General features: G+C 33.9%; 11 protein-coding genes and 3 pseudogenes. 11 read left to right on the forward strand and 3 right to left on the reverse strand.

The features are described 5' to 3' along the window. The 3 genes and pseudogenes from OEW74_RS18335 to OEW74_RS18345 form a co-directional block, all read right to left on the reverse strand. A pseudogene (locus tag OEW74_RS18335) lies at positions 1 to 662 on the reverse strand (hypothetical protein); the annotation flags it as partial. Between the two features lie 330 nt (positions 663 to 992). Beyond that, positions 993 to 1,568 (reverse strand): annotated as a pseudogene (locus tag OEW74_RS18340) (DUF6146 family protein). Next, positions 1,460 to 2,659, reverse strand: coding sequence for an endonuclease (locus OEW74_RS18345; protein WP_265429846.1), 1,200 nt, complete (start codon positions 2,657 to 2,659; stop codon positions 1,460 to 1,462). Before OEW74_RS18345 ends, OEW74_RS18340 begins: the two are co-directional and overlap by 109 nt. Positions 2,660 to 2,897: 238 nt before the next feature. Between OEW74_RS18345 and OEW74_RS18350 the strand changes: the two genes are divergently transcribed. From OEW74_RS18350 to OEW74_RS18400, 11 genes and pseudogenes are all read left to right on the forward strand, one after another. After that, a complete protein-coding gene (locus OEW74_RS18350) occupies positions 2,898 to 5,624 on the forward strand; it encodes a TonB-dependent receptor (RefSeq protein ID WP_265429847.1) in 2,727 nt (908 codons plus the stop codon). A gap of 12 nt (positions 5,625 to 5,636) precedes the next feature. Next, positions 5,637 to 7,709, forward strand: a complete 2,073-nt coding sequence (locus OEW74_RS18355) for a DUF5689 domain-containing protein (protein WP_265429848.1) — start codon at positions 5,637 to 5,639, stop codon at positions 7,707 to 7,709. Positions 7,710 to 8,053: 344 nt separating this feature from the next. Then, entirely contained in the window at positions 8,054 to 8,683 is a 630-nt protein-coding gene (locus tag OEW74_RS18360; RefSeq protein ID WP_265429849.1) for an NAD(P)H-dependent oxidoreductase, read from the forward strand. A gap of 30 nt (positions 8,684 to 8,713) precedes the next feature. Then, complete coding sequence (gene nadB / locus OEW74_RS18365; RefSeq protein WP_265429850.1) at positions 8,714 to 10,291, forward strand: L-aspartate oxidase; 1,578 nt, start codon at positions 8,714 to 8,716, stop codon at positions 10,289 to 10,291. A gap of 10 nt (positions 10,292 to 10,301) precedes the next feature. Beyond that, the gene (locus OEW74_RS18370; protein ID WP_322645599.1) at positions 10,302 to 11,345 is read left to right on the forward strand and encodes a PDDEXK nuclease domain-containing protein; all 1,044 of its coding nucleotides are present in this window, start codon (positions 10,302 to 10,304) and stop codon (positions 11,343 to 11,345) included. Positions 11,346 to 11,409: 64 nt separating this feature from the next. After that, the gene (nadC, locus tag OEW74_RS18375) at positions 11,410 to 12,270 is read left to right on the forward strand and encodes a carboxylating nicotinate-nucleotide diphosphorylase (protein ID WP_265429851.1); all 861 of its coding nucleotides are present in this window, start codon (positions 11,410 to 11,412) and stop codon (positions 12,268 to 12,270) included. Between the two features lie 212 nt (positions 12,271 to 12,482). Further along, positions 12,483 to 15,167 (forward strand): TonB-dependent receptor, encoded by a 2,685-nt coding sequence (locus OEW74_RS18380; protein ID WP_265429852.1) that lies wholly within the window; start codon positions 12,483 to 12,485, stop codon positions 15,165 to 15,167. 99 nt (positions 15,168 to 15,266) lie between these two features. Next, the gene (locus tag OEW74_RS18385) at positions 15,267 to 15,698 is read left to right on the forward strand and encodes a hypothetical protein (RefSeq protein ID WP_102980408.1); all 432 of its coding nucleotides are present in this window, start codon (positions 15,267 to 15,269) and stop codon (positions 15,696 to 15,698) included. Positions 15,699 to 15,735: 37 nt separating this feature from the next. Continuing rightward, positions 15,736 to 16,125: pseudogene (locus OEW74_RS18390) on the forward strand (four helix bundle protein). Positions 16,126 to 16,179: 54 nt separating this feature from the next. Beyond that, positions 16,180 to 17,172, forward strand: a complete 993-nt coding sequence (locus tag OEW74_RS18395) for an aspartate-semialdehyde dehydrogenase (protein ID WP_265429853.1) — start codon at positions 16,180 to 16,182, stop codon at positions 17,170 to 17,172. Positions 17,173 to 17,383: 211 nt separating this feature from the next. Continuing rightward, entirely contained in the window at positions 17,384 to 18,379 is a 996-nt protein-coding gene (locus OEW74_RS18400) for a cation diffusion facilitator family transporter (RefSeq protein ID WP_265429854.1), read from the forward strand. The last annotated feature ends 154 nt before the right edge of the window (positions 18,380 to 18,533 follow it).

The raw sequence follows: 18,533 nt of genomic DNA on the forward strand, positions 1-18,533 counted from the left end.
GATTCTAGTTCTTTAATTCTTTTGTTTTGCTCAATGGTATAAAGAGTTAATTCTTCAATTTTTTGCAAAAGCTTAATCTGAAACTCTCCTACATTTACTCCTTCTTTTTCCATTTGTTTTGCTGAAGCAACTTCAGGTAAGTGTTTTTTCTCTTTGATGTGTTTTTCAACATCTTCTAATTTTGGAAGATCATAATCTTCTGCAAATACAAAATCGGCAGTTGGAGTAAGAGTTACTTTTATTTCTTTGGCTTCAAATTTACCATATAACGCGGCGTCACCAAAGGGACCAATGTAGAATCTAGGTGATGTACTTCCTCCCGTGAATATTCTTAATCCTTGGAATCCAGACATCCATAACTCAGCTCCATCTATGACATTGGGAAATAAAAAACCATAATTGGGCATGGATACAGGTAGGGATATTGATGGCACATCTGCAGTCGTTATGGTCATCCTTGTATCATCTTGGAAACTGAGAGCATGTGCATTTTGGACATAAATATCTCCGTTTACAGTAAGTTTTCTTGTTGGATTATCAATTCCAATTCCAACATTTCCTGTAGTGGAGTTTGATGTAAGCGGTGCACCATTTGGAGAATAGAGTTGTGCAGGTAATGATACTGAAGCAAAAATTGCTAAGAGTAAAATTTGTTTTTTCATGTTTTAAAAAAATTAGATTTTAAATATTTCTTATTATAGATTTATAGGTTTTTAGCATCGCAGAAATCTGCGCTGATATAAGTGATTATGAAATTATGTTTATAAAATATGTGAAAAATTACAAAATCTCCTAAAAATATAGTTTTCCAGTTGAAAGTTAAGAGAGGCTTTTGTTTCAGAAATAAATTGATAAATCTTTAGATTAAAAGACTTACCTGAAGGGAATTTTTTTTTCATTATATGTGGTTTGGTGAAATTACTAAATCAATTTTGTGTGAGTGACAAATATAATAAAATTTATATAATAGTGTGTTTTTTAGTTTGTGAACATTAGTTTATATAATCACTTGCGCTCAATCCATTCATTCTCAGTTTGTACTTCCAATTAACATAAGCAAAAACCTGATACAATTTGTACTCAAATTTAACTCCGTATTTCTCTTTTGGATCGTAGTCTATGGAAGATTCAATGATATTGCGATATCTTCCCTACATGAAATAAGAATTCCACTCATTGACCAAAATTGTATTTCTACTTTTTAAATTAACTTCAGTATACTGATTCATTGGTCTTGCGATAGCATTCATAAAATAATCAAACTGGGTGTCGATAACAATTAAATCCCATTCTCCGTCATCATTTTTTGATGGTTTCATTGCAGAATCTTCCTTTTCGTTTTTAGGATTATTCTGGGCAAATGAATGTAATGGAATAAGAGCTGCAAATAATATGATGATTAAATTTTTCATAATGAGTAATTTACACAAAAAAAGCACTCCAAATAGAGTGCCTTGTTTTATTTTTTGATGTATTCTTTCTGAAGAACCGATACAGCAGGGAAGTGATCGCTGTAACCACCAGTGAATCGGTCTCCATCCCAAGAACGAAGCGGATAACCTTTCCATTGCCCTTCCTTATTCACTAAATAAGACGGAGCATAGATTTCTGCTTTAAAAATACTGTAAGTAGGAGTCAGTTTTTCTTTTGAATATAAATTCTGAGAGATGATAATCTGATCAAATAAGTTAGGGGCATCTCTATATGCTAAAGAAGCAACTCCTGCTTTATGTAATTTATACATTAAATTATAGTAAGGAGTTTTATCAGACAAATCTTCAGGATTTTCTACTGCACCTAAATGTTTTTTCAAACTCGGGCTTACCGGATCGTCGTTGTAATCTCCCATTGAAATTAATTTAATTCCGGGATAGTCAACAGATAATTTATCCATTTCAGCTTTCAAAACTGCTGCAGCAGCATTTCTTCTTGGCTGTGAAGCAGCTTCACCACCACTTCTTGAAGGCCAGTGATTCATGAAAACTGCAATTTTTTCACCATCCAAAAGTCCGATTGCCACCAGAACATCTCTTGTGTATTGTCTTTTTCCGTCTTCGTTGTAGACTTTTATTTCTTTCGTGTAAGAATTTTGAAGTACAAATCTGTTTTTCTGATATATAATTGCGATGTCAATTCCTCTTGCATCGTAAGAATTGTAATGTACGATTCCATAATTACTTTTTGCTAAAACAGGTTGCTTAATAAGGTCTTCAATTACCTGTCTGTTTTCTACCTCGATTAAACCGCAAATTGCCGGGTTATCATTGGTGTACTGTCTTCCAAGCTCTGAGATTACCTTTGCTTCGTTAGCTAATTTTTGGTTATAATATTTCGTTCCCCATCTTTTTGGGCTGTTTGCTGTGAAGTCTGTAGCTAAAATTTGATGACGAATTACTTTTTTTCCTACTAAAAGCTCATTGCTCCATTCTCCTTTATAATCTTCAGTTGTTTCTAAAAATTTTAAAGAATCGATTGGCACACTTCTGTGAAATTTAGGATTAGAAAAAGGAAGCGTTCCGTCAATATAATCTGCGGATGCGATGGTATCCCAAAGATTTTCTACATTCAGGAAAGCAACGGCTGCTCTTTTAACTTGTTTCTGCTGAGAAAAACCAAAATTAAAGCACAATACCGCAAAAATGATTAGATATTTTTTCATGTTTTTAAAATATTCAAAAAATTGAGGGGTTAAAATTACAACTTTTAAAATGATTTAAAGATTAAATTAATCTTAAGAAGCATTTTTGATTTAAATTATAATAAGGGCTTTTTGTTGAGAGTATTATTAAGTGTTAAGAATAATTAATAGAATAAAGTGCAGAAAATGTTTGAGTTAATGAAAATAATCCTAAATTTGTTGCCCCTTAAATAAAGAAGGTGTTAAAAACTAAGTTATTATGATTAAAAAACTATCCCTAATCTCTTTGTTTACACTATTACCTGCATCGTATTATTATGCGCAAACAACTGTTTATGCATACGTTAAAGGTCAAGACGGTAAACCGGTAGAGAGAGCAGAGGTTGATCTTGAACAATCTGTTGATGATGTAACTGCCGACAAAATCGGTTACTTCCAGTTTGTAGATTTAAAGCCAGGACATTATCTTATTACTGTTACAAAACCAAATTTTGAATCTAAAATTTTAGAGTTTGATGTAACAGCTGATGAGAAAAGAAAAGACTTAGGTGTTATTGTACTAAACAATAGTTTGGGTACAGATGCCGGAGTTGTTGTGATTGATGACTCTGCTACTGATACCGAAGACGGAGGATCTGCAATGCAGCCTACAGTAGGGCTTTTGAGTTCAGGTAGAGATGCATTTCAAAATGTTTCTGCTTTTGAATTAGGAGCATATTGGTTCAGACCAAGAGGGGTAGACAACCGTTTTGAAGATGTGATGTTTAACGGCGTTTCGATGTCTAAAAATGATGACGGAAGAATTGACTTCAGCAACTGGGGCGGTTTGAATGATGTAACAAGATATCCTTATGAAAATGTGGATAATATTACACCTTCAGAATATGCTTTTGGTAATTTGGGAGGTGTTGCTTATTATAATACAAAAGCTTCTTCTTACAGAAAACAAACTTCTTTAGCCTATTCATTTACAAATAGAAGTTATTTGCACAGAGCAATGGCAACTTATTCTTCGGGAATGACTAAAAATGGTTGGGCATTTACAGTATCCGGAAGTAGAAGATGGGGAGATCGAGCAATCCTTGATGGAGTTTATCAAGATGCTTATGCATATTTCGCGGCAATTGAGAAAAAATTCAGCGAAAGACACTCTATTAACTTCACTGGTTTTGGTTCTCCTACATATAGAGCTTCAAATTCTCCAAATACCCAGGAAGTTTATGACATCATGGGTAAAAATTACAACTCATATTGGGGGTGGCAAGATGGTGAAAAAAGAAACTCAAGAATCAGAAAGGTATTCGAACCAATGTTTATGCTTACTGATTATTTAAAAATCGGGAAAAATTCTAACTGGATCAATACAGTTTCTTACCAAATCGGAAGCGACGCAAGAAGCAGACTAGACTGGTTTCACGCATCAGACCCGAATCCTACATATTATAGAAAATTACCAAGCTATGGTCTTTTAACAGCTGATGAATTCAGAGCTCAATCTCAAATCGACTGGAACGCTCTTTATCAGGCAAACTATCTTAACAACCAAAATATGGATGGCTCTAAGAGAGGTGCTGTTTATAGCGTTGTAGAAGATGTAAATAAAGATAAAACGTTCAACTTTGCATCTCACTTTGATACAAGATTAAAGGAAAACTGGAAATTGAATGTTAACTTTAATTATCAGAATTTAAAATCTGATAACTTCAGAAGAGTTAAAGATTTATTAGGTGCAGAATATGCTTATAACTTAAATGCATTTAATGGTGATGTACAGTACAATACAGATGATGCAAATACACAAGTAAGAGTAGGAGACAGAACGCAGTATTCTTATGAGCTTTTGAAAAATCATTATTCATTAAATGTTTCTACAGAAGTAGATTTCAGCAAATTTAATGTTGTTGCATCTATCTTCAGTTCTTATTCAGAATCTCAGAGGGATGGACATTTCAGAAACGGAATCGCTGCTTTTAAAGATAATTCTAAAGGAAAAAGCGCAATTTATGACGCTTTGGATGCTGGTTTGAAAGGTAAAGTGACTTATAAGATCAACGGTAAAAACTTTATTGTTTATAATGGTGCGTTCTTTAGCTTAGCTCCGACATTGAATGAATTGTATATCAACCCAAGAGCGGTAGATTATTTAACACCGGGAGTTAAAAATCAAATTATCAACTCAAATGATTTGAGCTATATCATGAGAGGTCAGGTTCTTAAACTAAGACTTTCTGGTTATTATACTACAATCAGCAATTCTACAGAAATCTCAAGATATTATGCTCAGGTAAATAGTAATTCAGGATCATTCAATACCTTAATCAACGAAGCGATGACGGGTGTTGATAAAAGATATATGGGTGTAGAATTAGGTTTTGATGTAAAAATTACTCCGACATTAAACGCAACTGGGGTTGCAAGTATTGGTGAATATAAATATACAAACCGCCCTGATGTTTATTCTTTTGATGACTTAAATGACTTTAGAAGTTACGGAAAAGCAAATATTAAAGATTATAAAGTTGCAGGAACTCCTCAGAAAGCATTTTCTTTCGGATTGAAATACAATTCACCTAAATATTGGTGGGTTGGTGCATCGGCAAATTATTTGATGGATCAATATCTTGATTTCTCAGCTTTGAATAAAACAGCTGTTATGTATACTAACCCAGCAACTAATGATCCTTACGAAGGTGCTACACCAGAACTTATTCAGCAGTTGACAAGACAGACGAAATTTGATGATCAGTTTATGTTAAATGCCAATGCAGGAAAATCTTTCAAAATTGGTGAGTACAGACTGGGAATAAGTGTATCGGTAAATAATATTCTGAATAATAGAAACTATGTTACAGGTGGATTTGAGCAAGGTAGATTGGCGAATTTCCCTGATGTTCTTGAGGAATCTCAGAGACAGCCATTTTTTGGACCAAAACTTTGGTATGACAGAGGAACTACTTTCTTTACAAATGTTTATTTAAGATTCTAAAACAAGGTAATAATGAAAAAATATAATTCAATTTTAAAATATATTTTCGTGATGATCGCAGCACTGGTAATTACTGGCTGTGTACACGATGATAAATATAACGAGCCAAATCTTGATGGTTATCAGTGTGCAGATCTTACTGCTACAATGACGCTAACTCAGTTGAGAGCAAAATATGCTTCTACAGCAACTACAGCTTTTGTTTTTCCAGATAATTCTACTGATATTGTAGAAGGATACGTTTCGTCAACAGATGAAACAGGGAATATCTACAAAACAATTTACATTCAGGATAAGCCAGAAAATCCTACTCAAGGATTTGTGATCAGTGTAGATGCTGTAAGTACGTATACAAACTATCCTCAAGGTTCTAAAGTTTATATTAAACTTGCAGGTTTATCTTTAGGAACTTATGGTGGTGTAGTACAATTAGGAGTGAAAACTGGAACGGAAACAACTGCAACATCAGTATCAAGAATCCCTGAAAAACTTGTACCGGCAAGAATTTTCAGATCTTGTTCTGTTAGAGCGAATATTGTTCCTAAAATCATGACCTCTTTACAAATGGTTTCTGCGAACGATCAGTATATCGGATGTTTGATTCAAATGGATAATGCTGAATTCGACAGCAGAATTTTATGTACCAACTTTGCTCCAAATGGAGTTACAGTTGACAGAATTATCAGAGATAACAGTACAGCTACAACAAGAGTGGTGAGAAACAGTGGATATGCATCATTTGCAAATCAAATCTTGCCTTCAGGAAATGGTAAATTTGTTGGGATTTACAGTAAATTCAATAGTACTTATCAAATGTACATCAACAAAGTTACAGATCTTGAGATGACGAAATTTCCAAGGATTGATGGTATTGCATCAAACCCTTGTGAATACAGTGATAATGGTTTAACTCAGAAAACAGTTGCAGAAGTAAAGCAATTGGCAACAAGTCCGCTTACTTTAATTACTGGTGATTTTGTTTTAAAAGCGAAAGTAACAGCTAATGATAAATCTGGAAACCTTTTCAAGTATATTTATGTTGAAGATGCTACAGGAGGTATCAGAATCAATATTGACAAAGCAGATATGTTCAACGATCCTCGATTTGCTGTAGGTAAAGAAGTTTATGTAAAACTTAAAAACCTATATGTAGGAGCTGTTAGTGGAGAAGTTCAGTTGGGAGCTCCATTTGGTGCAGCTGTTGGTAGAATTGCAGAAACTGATGTTTACAAATATTTCTTCGATTCTAAAAAAGCCATTACTGCGGTTACTGCTACAGAAAAAACAATTACTCAGTTTACAATGGCTGATGTTGGTAGATGGATTAAGATTAAAGATCTTCAATTCATTGCCGGAGATTTAGAAAAAGTATACGCTTCCGGGCAGGTTACCAACAGAACTTTAGAAGACTGTTCTGGTAATAAAGTTATACTAAGAACAAGTAACTTTGCTGATTTTGCAGGTCAGGTTATCGAATCAGGGAAAGGTGATGTTTATGGTGTTTTAAGTATATTTAATGGTACTTATCAATTGTGGATCACAGATATTTTAGGTGCAGATTTAGATGATCCTAGATGTGATGGTTCAGTTTACGTACCGCTTGCAGTATTGTATAAAGATGATTTCGCAGCAGGAGGTTTCGGATCAGATTGGACAACTGTTAACGTTGCAGGTACTCAAGTTTGGAATACTTCAAACCAAGGTAACGGAACCAATTATTATGCAGTAATGAGTGCTCCATTAAATAATCCGGCAAACGAAGACTGGTTGATCTCTAAAACAGTTAGTTTAGTTGGTAAAACTAAAGCGGCAGTAAGCTTCACAACTGATGTAAGATACGCAGGTGCTGCTCTTCAGGTGTTTGCTACAGAAAATTATACAGGAAATCCTGCAACAACTACTTGGGTAGCTTTACCTGCTGCATTAGATACAAACAATGCTGCATTTGGTGACTGGGTAAGTTCAGGAAACGTAGACTTATCAGCATTCTTAGGAAAAAATGTAAGAATTGCATTTAAATATACATCAACATCTTCCGCAGCGGCAACGTGGGAAATTGATGATTTCAAAATTAAAGGTCAGTAATTAACTGATTTATTAAGATTTAAAGGATCTGTCTCATCATTAAGGCAGATCCTTTTTTATTTTATCTTCAATTGATAATAATTATGTTTTTTAATCTTTAACGCAAAGCTCATTTTAAATTATATTAATTAAGAAAGTAAGAGTTATCAATAAATTAATTTTATTAAGCATACATTGTTTCCAAGCTTAATCAGCGACTTGTCGCAATCCTTTTGCTCTCTTTGAAAAAAAATGATTCTAAACCTTTGCGTTAAAAAAACAGAATTAATCTTATTTTAAAAAAATACAAATAGATATTTATTTAAAGCAGGCTTTATTCGGCATCAATTCTTAAATTTGTTGTTATGAATTATTTGGAAGCTTTAAGCAGAAGATATTCTGTGAAAAAATTCAATCCCGAAATGATCATTCCGCAGGATACTCTTCTCAATATTCTTGAGTCTGGGAAACTGGCGGCAAGTTCATTGGGACTTCAGCCTTATAAAATATTCGTAGTAGAAAGTCAAGAAATGAAGGAAAAGTTAATACCGGCTTTCTATAATCCTTCACAAATTTCTACATGTTCGCATCTCGTTATTTTAGTTTCAAAAAAAAATATTGAAGAGACATATCTTGATGGGTATTTCAGACACATCTCCGAAGTGCGTCATCAGCCTGTGGAAAGTTTAGATTTATTCAGGAATAGTATTACAGGTCATTTTGGAAGACAGGAGCATGATGATATTTTAAACTGGGCAGAGAAACAATCTTATATCGTTTTAGCCAATTTAATGTATGCAGCTGCGATTGAAAATATTGATACCTGTCCAATGGAAGGTTTCAGGCAAGATATCATTGAAGAAATTTTGAATATAGATTCTGAAAAAGAAAAAGTAACAGTTACTTTGGCTTTGGGCTACAGATCAGATGAAGATCAATTCCAGCACATGAAAAAAGTAAGAAAACCAAACGAAAAATTGTTTAAATTTATTTAATTATTTAGACGATTGTCTTAAAGCAAGAATATGATAAAAGCGGATGTATTAGTAATTGGTTCCGGAATTTCCGGACTTTCTTATGCCATAAAAGTTTCAGAACAGCTTCCCGATGCCAAAATAATCATTGTAACAAAATCAGACGAAGATGAGAGCAATACCAAATATGCTCAAGGTGGTTTGGCGGTAGTAACCGATCTGAAAAATGATAATTTTCAGAAGCATATTGACGATACCATGAGAGCCGGTGACGGTGAAAACAAACGTGATGTTGTAGAAATGGTGGTAAGAGAAGCTCCTGCAAGATTTAATGAAATTGTAGAGTGGGGCGCCAATTTTGATAAGAAAAATGGTGAATTTGCTTTAGGAAGAGAAGGAGGTCATACTGAAAACAGAATTGTACATCACAAAGATATTACTGGTTTTGAGATTGAAAGAGCTTTGCTTCAAACGGTTAAAAACAGCCCGAATATAGAAATTCTCGACCATCATTACGTAATCGATATCATTACACAGCACCATGTTCCGGGAAAAGAATTAAATGAAGGTGAAATTAACTGTTATGGTGCTTATATTTTAGATGAAAAATCAAAATCTATAAAAAAAATCACTTCAAAAATCACATTAGTTGCTACAGGCGGCGCTGGTCATGTTTATAAAAATACCACAAATCCTACTATTGCAACCGGAGACGGCATCGCTTTCGTTGCCCGTGCAAAAGGAAAAGTGAGCAATATGCAGTATTATCAGTTTCATCCAACTGCTTTGTACAGTAAAATCGATGGAATGTTATTTTTAATTTCTGAAGCAGTTCGTGGTGACGGAGCAAAACTGAGAACCAAAAGAGGGGAGAAGTTTATGCAAAAATATGATGAAAGGGAAGAATTAGCTTCCAGAGACATCGTTGCAAGAGCTATCGACGCAGAAATGAAAATCACAGGTGACGAATATGTCGGTCTTGATTGCCGTGAAATGAATCAGAAAAAATTTCTAGAACATTTTCCAAATATTTATAAAAAATGTAAAAGTGAAGGGGTTGACCCTTTCACTCAATTGATTCCTGTAGTTCCGGCTTGTCATTATCTAATGGGAGGAATTGATGTAGATAAAGACGGACAGTCTTCATTGAATAATTTATTTGCTGTCGGAGAATGTACAAATTCCGGACTTCACGGGGCAAACAGATTGGCTTCAAACTCTTTATTGGAAGGTTTGGTTTTCGGTCACAATGCAGCAATGAAAACAGTAGAATTGTTAAAAGAAAATAACTTTAATTTTGATGATTTAAAAGCAGTTCCAGAATGGAATGAAGAAGGAATGAAAATTATTGACGAAATGGTCATTGTTTCTTACCTCAGAAAACAGCTTCAGGAAATGATGAGCAATCTGGTAGGAATTGTAAGAAGCAACAGCAGACTAAAAATGGCATTGCAAAAACATGCAGAAATTGCCGCTGCGGTTGACGAAATCTATCATTACTCTATTCTCTCGCCTCAACTTTCAGAATTAAGAAACCTTACCACAGTTGCGCATCTGATCATTACTCAATCGATGGAAATGACGCAAAATAAAGGAGCATTTTATAATAAAGATTTAGTTCAAGCATAAAATCAAAAAAGTGCTGGAAAAAAACAATGAACAATATATTAGTTGGATTTTAGACTTAAAACAAAAAATTCAGCAAAGTCAAATTAAAGCGGCAATTCAGGTGAATTCTGCTTTAATAGAAATGTATTGGGATTTGGGAAAAGAAATATCTGAAAGGAATTTTGAAAATACGTATGGTTCTGGTTTTTTTTCACTGCTGAGCAAAGATTTGCGCACAGAATTCCCCGAAATAAAAGGGTTTTCTGAGAGCAATTTAAAATACTGTAAACGATTTTATCAGTTTTATAATCAGTGCGATACAAATCGTCACCAGCTTGGTGACGATTTCATAAACAATCTTTTTTTGGTTCCCTGGAGACATCATGTGGAAATTTTAATTAAATGCAAAAATCTTGAAGAAGCTCATTTTTACATTAAAAAAACCATAGAAAATGGGTGGAGCAGATCTGTTTTACTCAATATGATTTCAGGAAAACTGATTGAAAGCCAAGGAAAAACAGTCAATAATTTTTCAAAGACGTTACCTGACTACGAAAGTGATCTGATTCGTGAAACCTTAAAAGATCCTTATATTTTTGACTTCATAAATATCACCGAAAACTACAAAGAAAGGGAACTGGAAAATGCTCTTACTGAAAATATTTCAAAATTTTTAATAGAACTTGGAAGCGGATTTGCTTTTGTAGGTAAGCAAGTGGAGATATCTGTAGGCAACCAATCCTATTTTATTGATTTACTTTTTTATCATATTAAATTAAAAAGATACGTTGTCATAGAATTGAAAACGGGGCATTTTGAACCTGAGTTTGCAGGAAAACTTAATTTTTATGTAACAGCTGTTGATAAACTGATGAGAGATGAGAATGACAATGCAACTGTAGGTATGATTATCTGTAAAGACAAAAATGAAATTGTTGCAGAATATTCTCTTACAGACTTGCATAAACCCTTGGGAATATCCTCTTATGAACTCAAAAAAATTTTACCCGACCATTTTAAATCTCATCTTCCCTCAATAGAAGAGGTTGAAAACGAATTAAAAAAAATACAATAACAAAATCGCCATGATTTGCATACAAATGTCAATGAATAAGCGATAAAAAAATAAATCTTTACTTATGAAAAGACCAAGCTACGCTACAGATAAAGTTTTAAAACAATTCATAAAAAATGCTTTAGAAGAAGATATTCAGGATGGGGATCATTCTACATTGTCTACCATTCCTAAAGATCTTCAGCAAAGTGCAAAACTTTTGGTAAAAGAGAACTGTATTTTGGCAGGCGTTGAGCTGGCTGAAATCATTTTTAAAACTTTCGATAAAAATTTAGTAGTTGAAAACTACATCAAAGATGGTGACGTTGCAAAAGCAGGTGACATTGCTTTTATTGTAACAGGAAGTGCAAGATCAATTCTTTCAACGGAAAGATTAGTTCTCAATTGTATGCAGAGAATGAGCGGTATTGCTACATTAACTCATGATTGGGATTCTAGACTGATCGGTACAAAAACAAAACTTTTAGATACGCGAAAAACCACACCCAACTTCAGAGTTTGTGAAAAATGGGCAGTTGCTATCGGTGGCGGAACCAATCACAGATACGGTTTGTATGATATGATTATGTTGAAAGATAATCACATTGATTATAACGGAAGTATTACCAACGCCGTAAAGATGGCAAAAGACTACGTGAAAAAGTCGAAGAAAAAATTGAAAATCGAAGTCGAAACCAGAAATCTTAAAGAAGTACAGGAAGCAATTAATGCAAAGGTTGATAGAATTATGCTCGATAATATGGATGTAGCCACAATGAAAAAAGCAGTTAAGCTAATCGATGGTACTTGTGAAAGTGAAGCTTCCGGCGGAATTACAAGAGATCAGCTGAAAGATATTGCTACCACAGGAGTTACTTTTATCTCTGTAGGTGCGCTTACTCATTCTGCTAAAAATATCGATTTAAGTTTAAAAGCTGTTATGTAAAACATTATATTTTTAATAAAAACAAAGGTATTTTGTTAAAAATTAAATAATATGATTTTTTTCACCTCGTAATTCGATTTTTGTATTTTGCTCTGAAAACCAATAGATTAAGCTTTGTTAAGAATCGTTAAAAATTAACATTCAGTTAATAATAGTTAAATTTTATTTGCCGAATTTTGCATAAAATTTAATTCTAACTATTACTTACGATTATGAAATTAATCAACAAATCGATGCTAACTGTAGTGATTTCCCTATCAACAGCTAGTGTTTATTATGCACAACAGGTTCAGGATACCGTAAAAAGCGAGAGGTCTAGAGATATCGAAACTGTTGTAATTGCTGGTGTTGCGGATCTTGCAAAAGACAGAAAGACACCTGTTGCAGTTTCTACAATTAAAGAAGCACAAATTCAAGAGAGGATTGGTAACCAAGAACTTCCAGAGCTTTTAAACGTTACGCCGTCTGTGTATGCAACAAAATCTGGTGGTGGTTTTGGAGATTCAAAAATCAACATTCGTGGTTTTGGACAAGAAAACATTGCTGTAATGGTTAATGGTATGCCAGTAAATGATATGGAAACTGGTGCTGTATACTGGTCAAACTGGGCAGGTCTTTCAGATGTTACCTCTGCAATGCAAGTTCAAAGAGGATTAGGATCATCTAAATTAGCTATTGCTTCTGTTGGTGGCACAATGAATTATATTACTAGAGCAGCAGATAAGAGAAGAGCTGGTAGAGTTGCAATTGGAGTAGGTAATGAAGGATATTTAAAGACTCAGTTTTCATATAATACTGGTAAATCTGCTACAGGATGGTCTTCTTCATTTTTAATGGGAAGAACTGCTGGTGCATTGTATGCAAACGGAACAGATTTCGAAGCATATAACTATTATTTAGCAGTTGGGTATCAACCTAATAAGAAGCATGATTTCCAATTTACATTCACAGGAGCTCCTCAATGGCATAATCAAAGAACAACTTCTACGACAATCCAAAATTATATTAAATATAATAATGATCAAGACGGTACTCCTAATAGGAGATATAATGCAGATTGGGGATTTAGAGATGGAGAACAATTGTCAAACAGAGTAAACTATTACCACAAACCAGTAATGTCTCTTAACTGGGATTGGAATATGAGTGAAAAGTCAAAATTAAACTCAGTATTTTACGCTTCTTTTGGTAGAGGAGGTGGTACAGGTGACGTAGGTAGGCTACAAAATAAGTTTGTTTCCGGTTTTGTTACTCCAGAAGGTCAAATAGATTACAACGCTATTTTCACAGGTAATGCAGCAGTAGATGTAAACAGTGCAGCTGCTCAAAGTACATTAGTAAGGAGATCATCAATTAATTCTCATAACTGGTACGGTGCAATACTTAGTTTTAATCATAAAATTAATGATAATATTAATTTCACAATTGGTACAGATAATAGATATTATTATGGATACCATTATCAAGTAGTAACTGATTTATATGGTGCATCAGGTTATAAAGATAATTTTAATAAAAATTTCTTTACAGCACCTAACAACCTTTATACTGTAACTCCTAGAGTTATTTCGAATGTATTTGCACCAAGACCTACGGCAAATCCTTTTGGTGGTAAGACAAACAATAATGAAGATAAAATAGCCTACGATAATGATGGAGAAGTTTTATGGTATGGAGGATTTGGACAAGTTGAATATTCTAACGATAAATTATCAGCATTTGTTCAAGGAGCTCTATCTAACCAATCATTCCAAAGAATAGACCATTTTATAATTGATGGTGTTACATTATTGAATGGACAACAAGCTGGTTATAGAAATACTTCTGCTGCAACTATTGCGCAGCCTACAGCAACGAATCCAGCATTAAACACCAAAACTGGATTTAAAGATATCTTGGGATATAATATTAAAGCTGGAGCTAATTACAACATTAATGAAAATCATAATGTTTATGGTAATATTGGGTATTATTCTAAGCAGCCTTTCTTAAATGCTGTATATCCAAACAATAAGAACTATTTAAATCCTAACTTGACAAATGAAAAAATCTTTGGTATTGAAGGAGGTTACGGTTTTAGATCTTCTATATTTGACGCTACTTTAAATCTATATAGAACTGAGTGGAAAGATAGATTTCAAAGAAGAGGTGGTCTAACTGTAACATATGATGATCCGTTAAACCCAGGAACAAATATTACTACTACAACTGCCTATTCAAACATTCAAGGTATTACAGAAATCCACCAAGGGATAGAACTTGAGGTGACTGCTAAACCTCATAGAATGTTAGATTTATTTGGTATGATTTCTATGAATGATTATCACTATAAAGGAAACGCACAGGGGAATATTTTCTCTGAAACAAATGAGCAAATTGGTTCTGATGCCCAAACACTTTATTTAGATGGAGTTAAAGTTGGAAGTTCTGCTCAGACAACAGTAGCTGGGGGATTTACTTTTAAACCTTTTGATTGGTTCTCTTTTGATGCTACTTATAAAGGAGTAAGAGATTTATATGCTAATTTAAATGTATTAAATTTCTCTAACGAAACCTCTCAAAACAGAGGCTCTTTAGAACTTCCTTCATTTGGTTTAGTAGATTTAGGAATTTCATTCAAAGTTAAGCTGAAAAATCCATCACAGTACTTCACATTGAGAGGGAATGTTTACAACTTGTTAGATAAAACTTACATTGCAGAATCTAACACAAATATCCACGCAAATCTTTCTAAGAGTGAATATGCGGCAATTAATTCTAACCGTACTCCCGCTCAGATTGAAGGTGACTATGCTGCGTATCAAGCAGCAGGTAATTGGAATGGTGTAAGCCAACAAAACCAAGTTTATTTCGGATTCGGTAGAACATGGTCTGCAACGTTGTCATTCAACTTCTAATAATATATAAAACATTAGATTTTATTACATACCAAATCCCAGCTTTATCGCTGGGATTTTTTTATATTTGTATACTTTAAAAATAGAAAAAATAGAAGTATGGATTTTTACAAAATTTTACTGAGTGCCCATAAAGGTTTTGCCTATTTGGAACTTGGATTAACAGCACTATTCATCGTCGCTTTATTAACCGTAATGTTCGGATATAGCGGGAAAGTAAACAAGTTACTGAAGAAAGTTACTTTATTTACTATGATCTTCTTCCACGTTCAGTTTACGATCGGGATTGTTATGCTGATCATGAACTTTACTAAAGGATTGGATATGGGAGCTGTTATGAAAAACGCTGACTTAAGATTTCAGTATGTAGAACATCCGTTTTCAATGCTTATTGCTGCAGTTTTGATGACTATTATCAACAAAAAAGTAAAATCTAATGACACGATTTCTTTAGGAATTGTAATCATGGGATTGATTGCAGTAGGTTTATTCGCATTTGCATTTCCATGGACAAGAGTCTTTGGAGCTTAAAAATTCAAAATTTAAGGTTTAAAATTCAATATTCCACATGAGTATTAAACAATTTGAAGATTTAGAAATTTGGAAGTTGGCAAGAATTTTATGTAACGACATATATAATATATAGCAACAGACTGATTTGAAAAGCAATTACCGCCTTAATAATCAAATCGACGGTTCATCCGGTTCAATAATGGATAATATTGCAGAAGGTTTTGAAAGAAATGGCAATAAAGAATTTATCCAGTTTCTATCTATTTCAAAAGCTTCTTGTGGCGAGACAAGGTCTCAATTGTACCGAGTTTTAGACCGAAAATTTATTGATGACGATACGTTTGAAAAATTAAAAAATCAAACTGAAATATTAAGTAAACGGATAAGTCGATTTATTACTTATCTTCAAAATAGTGAACTTAAAGGAAGTAAATATAAACCTTGAGTTTCTAAGCATTAAACCTTGAATATTAAATTTTAAATTTTTGAATATCATATTATGAAAGTAGCTGTAGTAGGTTCAACAGGAATGGTTGGACAAGTGATGCTTAAAGTTCTCGAAGAGAGAAATTTCCCTGTAACAGAATTAATTCCGGTAGCTTCGGAAAGATCTATTGGTAAACAGGTGAAGTATAAACAGGTAGATTATACTATCGTAAGCATCGACGACGCTATAGCTGCCAAACCGGATATCGCAATTTTCTCTGCAGGAGGCGATACTTCTTTAGAATACGCTCCCAAATTTGCTGAAGCAGGAATTACCGTAATCGATAATTCTTCAGCTTGGAGAATGGATCCTACTAAAAAATTAGTAGTTCCGGAAATCAATGCTGGTGTTTTAACAAAAGAAGACAAAATTATTGCGAACCCGAACTGTTCTACCATTCAGTTGGTAATGGTTTTAGGTCCGTTGAATAAAAAATACGATTTAAAAAGAGTAATTGTTTCTACTTATCAATCTGTAACAGGTACAGGAAAAGCTGCTGTAGATCAGTTAAACGGAGAGATCAGCGGAGATGATTCTGTTGCTAAAGTTTATCCTTATCAGATTTTCAAAAATGCATTGCCACATTGTGATGTGTTTTCGGATGATGATTACACTAAAGAAGAAATTAAATTAATGAAAGAGCCTAAGAAAATTTTAGGTGATGATACATTCAATTTAACAGCAACTGCGGTAAGAGTTCCTGTACAAGGAGGTCATTCTGAAAGTGTAAACATCGAATTTGAAAACGAATTTGAGTTGGATGAGGTAAGAAAAATCTTATCTGAAACTCCGGGAGTTGTAGTAATGGATAACGTGAAAAATAACGAATATCCAATGCCGTTTTACTCAGAAGGGAAAGACGAAGTTTTCGTCGGAAGGATCAGAAGAGATCTCTCGCAACCAAAAACACTCAATCTCTGGATTGTAGCAGACAATCTGCGAAAAGGCGCTGCAACCAACGCAGTACAGATTGCAGAATACTTGGTAGCAAACAACTTAGTATAAACTAACAAAAAAGAAAAGAGTCTCCAAAAGAGATTCTTTTTTTTATCAAATAATTTTAATTTGATTGGCTTTGGTTGTTAGTTGCTGGTTTTAATAAGTCCTGAAAGGATGACTTAACAAAGGATAGGATAGAGTCCTATCAAAAAAAAACAAAGGTTTACCAATATTAATGGTTCAGATAAATAATGAACATTAAATATCAAGACAAAAAATGGCAACAAAAAATATCAATAAAGACAAAATAGGCTTCCAGAAAATCATTGCCGTTTTCGGAGTCATTTTATTTGTCGGAAAAATCATCGCCTGGAAGCTCACAGATTCCGATGCTGTATTTTCTGATGCAATGGAAAGCATTGTGAATGTTATCAGTGCTTTTATGGGATTATATTCATTGCATTTAGCTTCAAAGCCAAAAGACGAAGACCATCCTTACGGACACGGAAAAGTAGAATTTGTCACCTCCGGAATTGAAGGCGCATTGATCGCCATCGCAGGAATCATGATTATTTATGAAGGTATAAACAGTTTAATAACAGGTAAAATTTTAGGAAAATTAGATTGGGGAATTGCCATCATTGCAGCAACGGCTATTATCAATTATATTTTAGGATATATTTCAGTGAAAAAAGGGGAAAGAGAAAACTCTTTGGTTCTTATCTCATCAGGAAAACACCTTCAGTCAGATACAATTACCACATTGGGAGTTGTCATCAGTTTAATTATCGTTTACTTCACCAAAATCTATTGGATTGATTCTGTTGTCGCCTTAATATTCGGTTTCTATATTATTTTCGTGGGCTATAAAATTGTTCGAAAATCCCTTCGTGGAATCATGGATGAGCAAGATCCCGAGCTTTTAAATAACATTATTCAGCTATTAGAAAAAAACAGACATATAGAATGGATTGATATTCATAACATGAAAATCCAGCAGTTTGGCTCGTCACTTCACATCGATGCACACATTACTTTGCCGTATTATTACAGTCTTCGTGAAGCGCATCAGGAAATGGAGCAGGTCATACTTCTTTTAGCCAAAAACACCAAACGTACCGTAGAATTCAATTTCCACATGGATGATTGCAAGACGATTTCTTGTCCGGTTTGCCAGATTATGGATTGCCCTGTTCGTGAACTTCCCTTTGTAAAACGTGTAAAATGGACTGCCGAAAATGTAACCAGTATAGAAAAGCATACCGTCGATTAATTTTTTTAGAAGCTATTTCCCGCTCTTCGCTCATACTCCTCACTCCTTTGCTATCCCATCCTCTAAATCCTTCCAACTTTCCAACGCAAGTTCCGGGGTAACCGCTGCGATGGTAAGTTTGTATTAAGAAAGACAGATTTATAAATTAGTTAAA

This window comes from Chryseobacterium sp. YIM B08800, from assembly GCF_026163565.1.
Classification (GTDB): Bacteria; Bacteroidota; Bacteroidia; order Flavobacteriales; family Weeksellaceae; genus Chryseobacterium.

Excerpts from the sequence above, each read along its gene's own strand:
- OEW74_RS18345 (WP_265429846.1), bottom strand. The coding sequence starts at position 2,659 with ATGAAAAAATATCTAATCATTTTTGCGGTATTGTGCTTTAATTTTGGT.
- OEW74_RS18350 (WP_265429847.1), top strand. The coding sequence starts at position 2,898 with ATGATTAAAAAACTATCCCTAATCTCTTTGTTTACACTATTACCTGCA.
- OEW74_RS18355 (WP_265429848.1), top strand. The coding sequence starts at position 5,637 with ATGAAAAAATATAATTCAATTTTAAAATATATTTTCGTGATGATCGCA.
- OEW74_RS18360 (WP_265429849.1), top strand. The coding sequence starts at position 8,054 with ATGAATTATTTGGAAGCTTTAAGCAGAAGATATTCTGTGAAAAAATTC.
- nadB (WP_265429850.1), top strand. The coding sequence starts at position 8,714 with ATGATAAAAGCGGATGTATTAGTAATTGGTTCCGGAATTTCCGGACTT.
- nadC (WP_265429851.1), top strand. The coding sequence starts at position 11,410 with ATGAAAAGACCAAGCTACGCTACAGATAAAGTTTTAAAACAATTCATA.
- OEW74_RS18380 (WP_265429852.1), top strand. The coding sequence starts at position 12,483 with ATGAAATTAATCAACAAATCGATGCTAACTGTAGTGATTTCCCTATCA.
- OEW74_RS18385 (WP_102980408.1), top strand. The coding sequence starts at position 15,267 with ATGGATTTTTACAAAATTTTACTGAGTGCCCATAAAGGTTTTGCCTAT.
- OEW74_RS18395 (WP_265429853.1), top strand. The coding sequence starts at position 16,180 with ATGAAAGTAGCTGTAGTAGGTTCAACAGGAATGGTTGGACAAGTGATG.
- OEW74_RS18400 (WP_265429854.1), top strand. The coding sequence starts at position 17,384 with ATGGCAACAAAAAATATCAATAAAGACAAAATAGGCTTCCAGAAAATC.